Genomic DNA, 12080 nt, shown 5'->3' with positions numbered 1-12080 from the left:
GAAATTCATGCGGTCCGGACGAGCACAGGATCTTTCTCGAAATCTTTACAGCCCGGCGATGCGCTATTTTCTGGCCGTCGCCGAGGCCGGCTCGATCCGCGCCGCGTCCCGGGAGCTCAACGTGGCGTCATCTGCCATAAACCGGCAGGTTCTCTGGCTGGAAGAGGCGCTCGGACTACAGTTGTTTGACCGTGTCGGCCGGCGCCTGCGTCTGTCGCAAGCCGGAGAATTGCTGCTGGCACATATCCGGCGCACCTATTCCGATTTCGAAGGCACGGTTGCCGAACTCGACGCCTTGAAGGGACTGCGACGCGGTACGGTTTCGATTGCAAGCGTCGAAAGCGTTGCCGAAAAGCTCCTCCCGGCGGTCATCAGCACGTTTCGCAAGAGCTATCCCGGCATTCACGTGAATGTCTCGATTTCCTCATCCAGAGAAGCCGCCCGAAAGGTGGAGGCGGCTGAAGCGGATGTCGGCTTCACCTTCGACCCGCCGGAAACCTCGGCTCTCACAACAGCCTTTCACCATGATCTCGTGATCGGAGCACTCATGCGTCCGGATCATCCGTTGGCCGGAGCGAAAACACTTGGACTGCAAGACTGCCTGAAATATCCGGTGGCGCTGCCCGCAGAAGGACTGTCACTGCGCACCCGCCTGGACATCGTTCGAAGCCGGATACCCGGCGCTTCGCGCACTTATGTGGAGGCCAATTCGCTCAGGCTGATGCGAGCCCTTGCCAGGGAGGAACAGGTAATTGGTTTTCAGACGATGATCGGTTGCGAGGACGACCTTGCCAACGGTTTCCTAATCTTCAAACCTTTGTCCGATACGCCGCTTCAGGCCGACCGACTCTGTGTGGTAACGTCGTCTCTACGTGCTCTTGCGCTTGCGCCGGGCATGTTTTTCGACCATGCCGTGTTCGCTTTGAGGGACCAACTTTCAGCTCTTGATGCCAAATAGGCAACATTGCGGTCTCAAATGAGCGCTTTGGTTCCATGTTTTTTTAAGGCACATTTTTTGTGACAGTTTTGCGGCAATGCGCCGTGCGAGGGAGAAAACTGATGGGGCGTTTGCCTACGCACGATCTGAATACAGCCTTGGCAGGGCCCGAAAGCGGCCTGCTGAGCAGGCTGTGGCGCATGGGTAAGGCACCTGGTCCGTACGCTTCGCACCGGGTGCTCCATGACCACCATTTTGCGGCTCGTGATGCAAAGCTCCCAATGCGTGCGGAGTGTTCAAACTGTTACGCATCAGATGTCTCCGGTCCGGTTTTGGCTAACATGGGGAAGCAGGACCATGCGTGACACGATCCGTTTCCTCAAGGGTGGTGAAATCGTTGAACTTTCGAATGTCGGTCCAACGGAAACCGTTCTCGATTACTTGCGCCTCCGCCGCCGCGAAACCGGAACGAAGGAAGGCTGCGGCGAAGGTGACTGCGGGGCCTGCACCGTCGCGCTTGGCCGATTGATCGACGGCAAGTTGGTCTATCAGCCCGTGAACAGCTGCATCCAGTTGCTCGGCATGATTGATGGCGCTGAACTGGTGACTGTCGAAGACCTCTCCGACGATACGAGGCTCCACCCGGTTCAGGCCGCGATGGTCGAGATGCATGGCTCACAATGCGGGTTCTGTACACCCGGCTTCATCATGACGCTTTTCACGCTCTATCATGACGCAGGGGCGGAAAAATCACGCAAGACCGTAACCGAATGGCTGGCTGGAAACCTTTGTCGGTGCACCGGCTACAGGCCGATTATCGACGCGGCGTTGGACTCTTGTTTTGACGCTGCAGACGATGCTTTTTCCTGGCGTGCTCATGAAACGCGGGAACAGTTGCGACAATTGTCCGACAGCAGCGATGTCTTCATCGGAGATAGCGACTGCTTCTTTTCCTCGCCGGCAACGCTTGACGGTTTGGCAGCTCTTTACGGCCAGCACCCCAATGCGACCCTTGTTGCCGGGGCGACAGATGTCGGTCTGTGGATCACGAAGCATCTGCGCGACTTGCCCAAGATGATTTGGCTTGGCCGAATAGAGGGCCTCGACCGTGTGGAAGACAGTCCGTCCGGAGTGCTGATCGGCGCAACGGCTACTTATGCCGCGACCGAAGAAGCCATGACCGGCATTTCATCAAACCTGGGTGAACTCTGGCGCCGGATCGGCTCGAAGCAGGTTCGCGCCTCGGGAACAGTCGGTGGCAACATCGCCAATGGCTCGCCGATCGGCGACACACCACCCGCATTGATCGCTCTGGGGACAACTCTGGAACTGCATTCTGCAGAAGGCTCAAGGGCGTTGCCACTGGAAGAGTTCTTCATCGACTACGGCAAGCAGGATCGCAGACCGGGAGAGTTCGTCACCGGTCTCTTCGTGCCCCGGCTTTCTGCCAATCAGGCTTTCCGTTGCTACAAGATCACCAAGCGCTTCGATCAGGACATCTCATCCGTCATGGGAGCATTCCGCCTGACTGTGGATGGAGAAGGCATGGTTACGGATGCCCGGATCGCCTTTGGCGGCATGGCAGGAACACCGAAACGGGCAACCGGTGCGGAAGCTGCCTTGAAAGGAGCTTCGCTGGACGATCCGTCCACCTGGGGCGCTGCCATGCAGGCATTGCTGTCCGATTACACACCACTGACAGATATGCGCGCAAGTGCCGAGTACCGAATGGAAACGGCGCGGGCGTTGCTCGCAAAGGCCCTTATGGAGGTCAGCGGCACCGCACCGGAAGAACTCCGTGTGCTTGCCAAGCGGGAGGCAGGCCATGACCGCGCAGCTTGACCCCAATGACCTGACAACACCTCTGAAGCATGTCCGCAAGGCGTTGCCGCATGACAGCGCGGCTAAACACGTTTCCGGTACGGCGACCTATATCGACGACATGGTCGAACCCGTTGGTACACTTCACGTTGTGCCCGGCTGGTCAAGGCAGGCTGTCAGGGGCAGGATCCTGGCAATGGACCTTGACGAAGTCCAGGCTTCACCTGGTGTGGTTGCCGTCCTGACCGCAAAGGATGTCCCGGGAAAGAATGACTGTTCATCCGCCTTTGGCGATGATCCCGTTTTCGCCGAGGATGAAATCCTGTTTTACGGGCAGGTCGCCTTTGCCGTCGTCGGCGAAACAAGAGACCTGGCGCGCAAAGCGGTGTTGAAGGCAAAGATCGATATTGCACCGATCACCCCCATCCTGACGGCTGAAGACGCTGTCGACGCCGACACCACAGTGCTTCCTGATTATCAGTTCCGGCGTGGTTCGCCTGAAACCGGCATGAACGCAGCCGAGGAAATCCTCACTGGCAGCATGAAAATCGGCGGACAGGAGCATTTTTACCTGGAAGGCCAGGTCGCCATGGCCCAGCCACAGGAAGACGGCGGCATGCTGGTGTATTCCTCGACCCAGCACCCGACCGAAATCCAGCACACGGTTGCCAAGGTGCTCGGAGTGCCCGATGCCGCTGTCACGGCTGAGGTTCGCCGCATGGGAGGCGGTTTCGGCGGCAAGGAATCGCAGGCGAACCAATGGGCTGCCCTGGCGTCCATCGCAGCCAGTCACACGGGCCGAACCTGCAAGATCCGCCTCGACCGCGACGATGACATGATCATGACCGGCAAGCGGCACGACTTTAAGGTCAACTGGCAGGTCGGCCACGATAGCGAAGGTCGCATCCGCGCCGTCGACATGGAATTCCTGGCCCGTTGCGGTTATTCCGTCGATCTTTCACTCGGTGTGAATGATCGAACGCTGTTTCATGCCGATTCGAGCTACTTCTACCCGGATGCACTCATCCGCTCCCGGCGCTTGCGCACGGACACCTGCTCCAACACCGCATTCCGCGGGTTCGGTGGACCACAAGGCATGCTCGCTGCCGAACGCATGATCGATGCGATCGCGATCAGTCTCGACAAGGACCCGCTCGATATTCGCAAGCTGAATTTCTATGACGGGGAACGGAACCTGACGCCTTTCGGCATGCCGGTGGAAGAGTTTCAGGTCATGCATGACCTGATTGCCCAATTGGAAGAGAGTTCAGACTATTGGGCAAGACGTGATGATGTGCGCTTCTTCAACGAAAACAACGCTGTTCTGAAAAAGGGACTGGCCCTGACACCGGTTAAGTTCGGCATTTCCTTCACGCTGAAACATCTCAACCAGGCCGGTGCGCTCGTTCATCTTTATACCGACGGTTCGATTCATCTGAACCATGGTGGCACCGAGATGGGCCAGGGGCTGTATCAGAAAGTGGCGCAGGTTGTTGCGGAGGAATTCGGTGTCAGCCTGACCAAGGTACGCATCACCGCCACCAACACCTCAAAGGTTCCCAACACGGGCCCAACGGCTGCATCTTCCGGGACAGACCTCAACGCCATGGCCGCCAAGCTGGCGGCGAAGGAAATCAAGAACCGACTGATAACCTTCCTGTGCGAACTGCATCAATGCGGACCGGAAGCAATCTTCTTCGGCGATAACAAGGTGGTTGTCGGTGACCAGAGCTTTGCCCTTTCGGAAGTCGCCAAGCTGGCGCACATGGCACGTATTCAGCTTTCACACGCAGGCTATTACGCAACGCCAGGGATAACGTGGGAGCGGGAAAGCGCTACCGGGCGCCCCTTCTATTACTTTGCCTTTGGCGGCGCATGCGCCGAGGTGACAATCGATACGATGACCGGCGAGATGACCGTCGACCGGGTGGATATTCTTCACGATGTCGGCCATTCGCTGAACCCTGCGATTGACCTGGGGCAGATCGAAGGTGGCTTTGTTCAGGGGATGGGGTGGCTTACCACCGAAGAACTGGTCTGGGACGAAAAGGGGCGCCTTCGTACCCACGCTCCCTCGACCTACAAGATCCCGACAGCATCCGACATTCCCGAGGAATTCAACGTCCGTCTCTATGAAGGCAGCGGCAACCCTCAAGCAACCGTTTACCGGTCCAAGGCCGTTGGCGAACCGCCTGTCATGTTGGCCAATGCAGTGTTTTGCGCCATCAATGATGCCGTCGCGAGCCTCAGCCCAGGAGTTGTTCCCAATCTGGACGCACCGGCAACACCTGAGGCAATCATGAAAGCCGTCCAGGATATGCGCCGGAGGAAGATCTCCTGATGAAGGTCTGGGGGCACATTGCCGACTGTTTGAAGCAAAACGCCGCTTGTGCACTCGTAACCGTTGCTCGTGCCGACGGCTCGACACCACGCGAAGACGGTGCTCGTATGGTGGTAACGGCTGGTGGTGGATTTTATGGCACGATTGGTGGCGGCACGCTTGAGTTCGAAGCCATCCGCCGTGCCCACAAAGCTCTCCGGGATGGCATGGCCAGCCTTGAGCTCCACAATGTCTCGCTTGGCCCGGACCTCGGTCAGTGCTGCGGTGGGCGTACGCAAATCGCCATCGAGGTGCTGACAACGTCATCGCTTGAAATGGCTCAGACACTCTCGCTTCGGGAGAACGACGGAACGCAGTTTTCCACCGAGGCCAGTATTGTGAACGGTGTGGTGCAGACACGCGATCTGCTGCCGGACGTTTCAACGAACCGCTTCTTCCTTCAACGTGACCAAAAAACGGGCAAGCAATTGCTGATCGAGCAATTTGGCAGCAAGCGGCGCGAACTTTATCTTTTTGGTGCCGGGCACGTGGGAAAAGCGGTTGTCCTGGCGCTCGCACCTCTGCCATTCAGCGTGACATGGATCGACAGCAGGGCGGACCAGTTTCCAGCTGCGGTTCCGGGAAATGTTCGGAAAGTTTCAAACCCTGATCCAGCTGTCTGCCTTGAACAAGCCCCTGATGGCGCCTTTGTCCTGGCGATGACCCACTCTCACGCCCTGGATGAAGACATCATGGCACGTGCCTTGCTTCAACAACGCTTTGCCTATTGCGGTGTGATCGGCTCCAAAACCAAGCGGGCGCGCTTCCTGAAACGACTGAAGGCCCGGGGGCTGAATGACACTTTGACGGCAAACATGGCCTGTCCCGTCGGGGTGACTTCAGTCAAATCAAAACAACCGGCTGCAATCGCTGCAGGAATAGCTGTCGATCTGCTGGTTCGGGACGAAGCTGGAAATCGTCAACAGGCCGCTGCAGGCGGGGGGCTTGCACAAAAACTAACACTTGGTCAATAAGGCGGCATTCGCTTGGGGGACGGCGTGGCAGAAACAGAAACGATGACAGGGGACGGCGGCACGGCGCGGCAAAGCAGATCCGGAAAGGATACTTTGCTCGATGCCCGGGGCCTGACCAAACGATTTGGCGACATTCTGGCGAACGACAGGGTCGATCTCGTCATAAACAAGGGTGAAATACATGCACTCCTTGGCGAAAATGGCGCAGGCAAATCGACCCTCGTAAAAATGTTCTACGGTTCACTGGAGCCGGACGGCGGTGAAATTCTCTGGCAGGGCCAACGGGTCGACATCGGCAACCCGGCAGCTGCCCGCGAACTCGGCATCGGGATGGTGTTCCAGCATTTTTCGCTGTTCGAAGCCTTGACGGTTGCAGAAAATATCGCGTTGGCATTGCCAAATCCGGGGCGAATGTCTGAGCTTGCCAATCGGATCCAATCCGTGTCTCGCGACTATGGCTTGCCCCTGAATCCGGACGACATTGTCGCAGACTTGCCGGTCGGCATCCGCCAGCGTATCGAGATTGTCCGATGCCTGCTTCAGGAACCGCAGCTGATCATCATGGACGAACCGACGTCGGTGCTTACGCCCCAGGAAGCGGATCTTCTCTTCCTGACGCTGGAGCGTCTGGCCAAGGAAGGCTGCGCCGTTCTGTACATCAGCCATCGGCTGGAAGAGGTCAAACGCATCTGTCACCACGCGACGATCCTCCGGCATGGCCAGGTGGTGCGCGAATGTGATCCTACCAAGGAAACACCGGCATCTCTGGCCAGCATGATGGTGGGAGCCGACGTTGCCTCCGTAAGCGCCAGCTCTCAAAAGCCGCAGATCGGCGAAACCCGGCTTGCCCTGAAGAACCTGTCCGCAAAAGCCGCAACGCCATTCGCAACAGCGCTGAACAAGGTCTCGCTGGATCTCAGGGCCGGTGAGGTGGTTGCGATCGCCGGCGTTGCAGGCAACGGCCAGGGTGAACTCTTCGACGCGATCTCCGGTGAAATGCCAGTGGCAGCCGACATGGTCGTTCTGGACGGCAAGCCCTGCGGCAACAGGAACATTACCTGGCGACGCAGGCAGAACGCGGCTTTCGTGCCAGAAGAACGTCTCGGCCACGGCGCCGTACCGGGCATGAAACTATCGCAGAACATCGTTCTAACGCGCCACAGAACCGGCGACAAGCTGGTCAGTGGTTTCTTTGTCTCAAATGCCAATGCAGGCAAGATGGAACAGCGCATCAAGAAGTCCTTCGACGTGCGCATGTCCCATGACGATCCGGAAGCGCGTTCCCTTTCAGGGGGCAATCTTCAGAAATTTGTAGTCGGCCGCGAGCTGGACCGCAAACCTGGTGTGCTGATCGTGAACCAGCCAACCTGGGGTGTCGATGCCGGTGCCGCCGCTCTTATCCGGCAGGCACTCATCGACCTTGCCCGCTCCGGATCGGCGGTGCTGGTGATCAGCCAGGACCTGGATGAAATCTTCGAAATCGCCGACCGGATTGCGGTTATTTCCAGAGGTTATCTGTCTGCGGCCGAGCCGACTTCAGACATGAACCGCGAGCGGGTCGGCCTGCTCATGGCAGGCGGCGCGGAAGCGCAAGGGGAGGTTGCCTGATGCGCGTCGAACTCGTGAAAAGAAAAGAGCACAGCCGAAAGATGGCACTGCTGTCGCCGTTGATCGCTGTTGGTCTGACCGCAATCGCAGCCGGACTCATTTTCTCAATATCCGGACATAACCCATTGTTCGGATTATATAAGTTTTTCATTGAACCACTGACGCAAGAATGGTCTCTCAACGCGACAATCGCCAAGGCAACACCGCTCATCCTGATCGCCTGCGGCTTGTCGGTTTGCTACCTGTCGAACAACTGGAACATCGGTGCTGAAGGCCAGTTCGTCGTCGGCGCGCTGTTCGGCTCTGCTCTGCCCATTCTGATGCCGGACTTCGAAAGTGCTGCCACGCTTCCATTGATGATGGCTTTCGGCGCTATTGGAGGGGCACTCTGGGCCCTGATCCCGGCGCTGTTGAAAACCAGGTTCAATACCAACGAAATCCTGACCAGCCTCATGCTTGTCTATGTCGCCAGTCTCTTGCTGGACTACCTGGTTCGCGGACCGTGGCGGGATCCCGGCGGTTACAACTTCCCGGAATCGGCGCTCTTCTCCGACGCCGCCACGTTGTCCACCGTCCCTGGCACGTCACTCAGCTATGCGGCCCCGATCACGTTGATCGTCGCAGTCGTGCTTGCGGTGGTCCTCGGCAAGACCATTAAGGGTTTCGAGATCAGGGTGATGGGCGAAAGTCCTCGCGCAGGCAGCTTTGCCGGTTTTTCTGCAAAGAAACTGACGCTGTTTTCCTTCGCAATTGCCGGTGGTCTAGCAGGCCTTGCCGGTACGATGGAAGTGTCCGGCGCACTCAACCAGCTCCTCCCGACCATCTCTCCCGGTTATGGATTTACAGCCATCATCGTCGCCTTTCTGGGAAGGCTGAATCCCTTCGGTATCATCGTCGCGGGTTTCGTGTTGGCATTGTCCTATATCGGCGGCGAAGCGGTGCAATCGGCGATGGGTGTCTCCAACAAGATTGCCAGTGTCATTCAGGGCCTTCTGCTGTTCTTCGTACTCGCCTGCGACACACTCATCCTCTATCGCATCAGATTTGTCGGCCGGCGTGGTTCGGCAGGGGAGGTCTCCCATGTTTGAAGCCGTTCTCCTGACCGTTATCACCGCGGCAACACCGCTGTTGATCGCTGCGATCGGCGAACTCGTCGTTGAACGCTCCGGTGTTTTGAACCTTGGTGTCGAGGGCATGATGATCATGGGGGCCGTGGTCGGATTCGCCGTCGCCAATCAGACCGGATCCGGGACGCTCGGCGTCTTTGCGGCAATTGCCGCCGGCATGGCCATGTCGGCACTTTTTGGCTTCCTGGTGCTCGTCCTGGTAACCAACCAGGTGGCAACCGGTCTTGCCCTGACCATCCTCGGCGTCGGCTTCTCGGGCCTGATCGGGGAGGCCTTCATCGGCATTCCAGGCCTTAAACTTCCAGATCTCTACATTCCTGTACTGTCCGACATTCCATTCTTCGGGCCTGTCTTCTTCCAGCAGGACGCGCTCGTTTATGTGAGTTTCGCCTTGGTCATCGCTGTCGCCTATTTCCTGTTCCGGACCCGGCTTGGCCTCGTGCTTCGGTCTGTTGGTGACAACCACGTGTCGGCTCACGCTCTTGGTTATTCCGTTATTCGCATCAGGTTCGCAGCGGTTCTTTTTGGCGGCGCCTGTGCAGGTCTTGCGGGTGCCTACATGTCGCTTGCCTATACGCCTCAGTGGGTTGAAAACATGACTGCAGGCCGAGGCTGGATTGCGCTGGCATTGGTCGTGTTCTCGTCCTGGCTGCCGCTGCGCGTGGTTGTTGGCGCCTATCTGTTTGGTGCAGTCAGTGTGCTGAACCTCCACGCCCAGGCAGTTGAGCTGGACATTCCGTCCCAACTGCTGTCCAGCTTGCCGTACCTTGCGACTATTTTGGTGCTTGTGCTCATTTCGGCAAACCGCAGACTGACGCTCGTCAACACGCCAGCCTGTCTCGGCAAGCCATTCGTTCCAGACCGGTAAGCCTCCCAGCCACCGGTCGGCCCGGCCCCGGTGCGATCGGGGGTTTGGCCTTAAACAAGATCGCAACAGAGAGATCGAAACAGAGGGGAAAGAACCAGATGAAATCTCTTTTGAAAGCAACCGTTGCCGCCGTTGCCTTCGCAGCTGCCGGCTCTGCCGCAAACGCTGCAGACGTCAAAGCCTGCTTTATCTACGTTGGACCAGTTGGTGACTTCGGTTGGTCCTATCAGCACGATCAGGGTCGTCTCGATGCGGAAAAGCATTTCGGCGACAAGCTGGAAACCGCATATCTTGAAAGTGTGCCGGAAGGTCCGGATGCAGAGCGCGCGATCGAGCGTTTCGCCCGTGAAGGCTGCAATGTCATCTTCACCACGTCCTTCGGCTACATGAACCCGACGATCAAGGTCGCCAAGAAGTTTCCGGATGTGAAGTTCGAACACGCGACCGGCTACAAGACTGCCGACAACGTCGCGACCTATAACTCCAAATTCCACCAGGGCCGTTACATTATCGGCCAGATTGCCGCCAAACAGTCCGAATCCGGCGTCGCAGGTTACATCGCCTCGTTCCCGATCCCGGAAGTGGTGTCCGGCATCAATGCATTTCTGCTCGGTGCTCAGTCCGTCAACCCGGATTTCAAGCTGAAGGTCGTCTGGGTCAATTCCTGGTTCGATCCGGGCAAGGAAGCCGACGCTGCAAAGGCGCTGATCGATCAGGGTGCCGATGTCATTACGCAGCACACCGATTCCACCGCACCGCTTCAGGTGGCACAGGAACGTGGCGCGCATGGCTTCGGTCAGGCATCCGACATGATCCAGTTCGCACCGGAAGCCCAATACACGGCAATCATCGACGATTGGGGTCCGTACTACATCGAGCGCATCCAGGAAGTCATGGATGGCACCTGGGAGCCCAAGAGCACCTGGGCAGGCCTTGCCGAAGGTCACGTCGTGATGGCGCCTTACACCAATCTCCCGGATGATGTCGTTGCAATGGCCAAGGAAACCGAAGCCAAGATCGCCGGCGGTTGGGAGCCGTTCACCGGCCCGATCACCAAGCAGGACGGCTCGGTTGCCGCTGAAGATGGCGTCGCCCTCGACGATGGAGCCATTCTCGGCATGAACTGGTACGTGCAGGGTATCGACGACAAACTGCCGCAATAATCGCGGTTATCACCTATCCAGGACGGCCCGGAGCCAGCGGTTCCGGGCCGTTTTCAATTCCGGTGACCGATTGTCTGAATGTTGTGCGTAAAGCACCTGCTTCCGATCGCGATCGTTCTGATTGATGACTTGCGTAGAACTCTCAGCAACGTTGAATCGCAACATCGACACCTCTACAAACGAAACTGTAATTTCGTTTCCATCCAGGATGGATCGCCGGCATGCACACGATACGGACCTTTGACGAATGATCCGCAGACGAGAACTGATGCTCGCCGCGGCCGCTGCTGGATCTGGCAGCATGGCTGGCTTGGCCTCTGCCAGCAGCGCCCCAGAGGCAGAAATGACGAAACACAGCCGCAGCTCTGCCCAGGGGTTCCGTCTGGCCCTTGGTGGCGGAGCCGCAAAGGCATTCGCTCACATTCCCATTCTGGAAGCGATGGATGACCTGGGTGTCAAACCCGTCGAAATTGCCGGGACATCAATGGGGTCGATCCTGGGTGCTTTTTACGCCAGCGGTATGAGCGGTCGAGAGATCCGACAGTTTGCCGTTGATCTCTTCACCCAGAAAACGCAGTTGCTTCAAAAGTTGTTTCTGACGGATGGCCGAACCTGGTCGTCGCTTTTCAATGTCGTCCGTCCGGCGATTATCGATCCCATCGTTCTTTTCGAAACGGTGTTTCCTGAAGACCTGGCCGAGCAGTTCTCGGATTTGAAACTTCCAATGAAGATCGTTGCGACGGATTTTTACACCCAGTCGCAGGTGGTTCTGGAGGAGGGGCCCCTGCTGCCTGCAATTGCAGCCTCGTCCGCTCTCCCCATGCTTTTGACGCCTGTCAGGATAGACGGCCAGGTTTTGATAGACGGGGGCTTCGTCAACCCGACACCGTTTGATGTCTTTCAGGACGACGGCATTCCGACAGTCGCTGTCGATGTTACTGGCAGCAATTTCGAAGAGCGAAAAAGCGGGCTTCCAACCGGCCTGGAAACCTGGATCGGCTCGTTCTCGATCACCCTTCACTCATTGGTCGCCGCCAAATTGGCCTGCAATCAACCTGATTTGTTGATTGAACCGCCAGTCGGCCGTTTCAAGACCATGGAATTCTTCAAGGTCGCGGACATCGTGAAAGCAGCAGAACCAGCCGGAGAAACCTTCAAGCGTGGCCTGGCCAGCCTCCTGGAAAATCGATAGTCGAACCAAT

At 57.8% G+C, this 12080-nt stretch carries 9 protein-coding genes; all 9 read left to right on the top strand.

The window, feature by feature from the left end; all coding sequences use genetic code 11:
* Positions 1-7: 7 nt before the first annotated feature.
* Positions 8-958, top strand: coding sequence for a LysR family transcriptional regulator (locus tag FIU93_RS20205; RefSeq protein WP_022998636.1), 951 nt, complete (start codon positions 8-10; stop codon positions 956-958).
* 336 nt (positions 959-1294) lie between these two features.
* Positions 1295-2779 (top strand): xanthine dehydrogenase small subunit, encoded by a 1485-nt coding sequence (gene xdhA / locus FIU93_RS20200; RefSeq protein WP_152506544.1) that lies wholly within the window; start codon positions 1295-1297, stop codon positions 2777-2779.
* Positions 2763-5099 (top strand): xanthine dehydrogenase molybdopterin binding subunit, encoded by a 2337-nt coding sequence (xdhB, locus tag FIU93_RS20195; protein WP_152506543.1) that lies wholly within the window; start codon positions 2763-2765, stop codon positions 5097-5099. The genes xdhA and xdhB overlap by 17 nt, the downstream gene beginning before the upstream one ends.
* The gene (gene xdhC / locus FIU93_RS20190; protein ID WP_152506542.1) at positions 5099-6112 is read left to right on the top strand and encodes a xanthine dehydrogenase accessory protein XdhC; all 1014 of its coding nucleotides are present in this window, start codon (positions 5099-5101) and stop codon (positions 6110-6112) included. The genes xdhB and xdhC overlap by 1 nt, the downstream gene beginning before the upstream one ends.
* A gap of 42 nt (positions 6113-6154) precedes the next feature.
* The gene (locus FIU93_RS20185) at positions 6155-7720 is read left to right on the top strand and encodes an ABC transporter ATP-binding protein (protein WP_062491649.1); all 1566 of its coding nucleotides are present in this window, start codon (positions 6155-6157) and stop codon (positions 7718-7720) included.
* A complete protein-coding gene (locus FIU93_RS20180; protein ID WP_022998631.1) occupies positions 7720-8808 on the top strand; it encodes an ABC transporter permease in 1089 nt (362 codons plus the stop codon). The genes FIU93_RS20185 and FIU93_RS20180 overlap by 1 nt, the downstream gene beginning before the upstream one ends.
* Positions 8801-9715 carry an ABC transporter permease gene (locus tag FIU93_RS20175; protein WP_022998630.1) on the top strand — a complete coding sequence of 305 codons (915 nt, stop codon included), beginning with the start codon at positions 8801-8803 and terminating at the stop codon, positions 9713-9715. The genes FIU93_RS20180 and FIU93_RS20175 overlap by 8 nt, the downstream gene beginning before the upstream one ends.
* 98 nt (positions 9716-9813) lie before the next feature.
* The gene (locus FIU93_RS20170; RefSeq protein ID WP_022998629.1) at positions 9814-10878 is read left to right on the top strand and encodes a BMP family ABC transporter substrate-binding protein; all 1065 of its coding nucleotides are present in this window, start codon (positions 9814-9816) and stop codon (positions 10876-10878) included.
* Between the two features lie 343 nt (positions 10879-11221).
* Positions 11222-12070, top strand: coding sequence for a patatin-like phospholipase family protein (locus tag FIU93_RS20165; protein WP_286202369.1), 849 nt, complete (start codon positions 11222-11224; stop codon positions 12068-12070).
* Positions 12071-12080 lie beyond the last annotated feature (10 nt).

The organism is Labrenzia sp. THAF35, from assembly GCF_009363595.1.
GTDB classification, from domain to species: domain Bacteria; phylum Pseudomonadota; class Alphaproteobacteria; order Rhizobiales; family Stappiaceae; genus Roseibium; species Roseibium algicola.
Note: the sequence above shows the minus strand (reverse complement) of the source record. Positions and strands in the feature narration are given on the sequence as shown.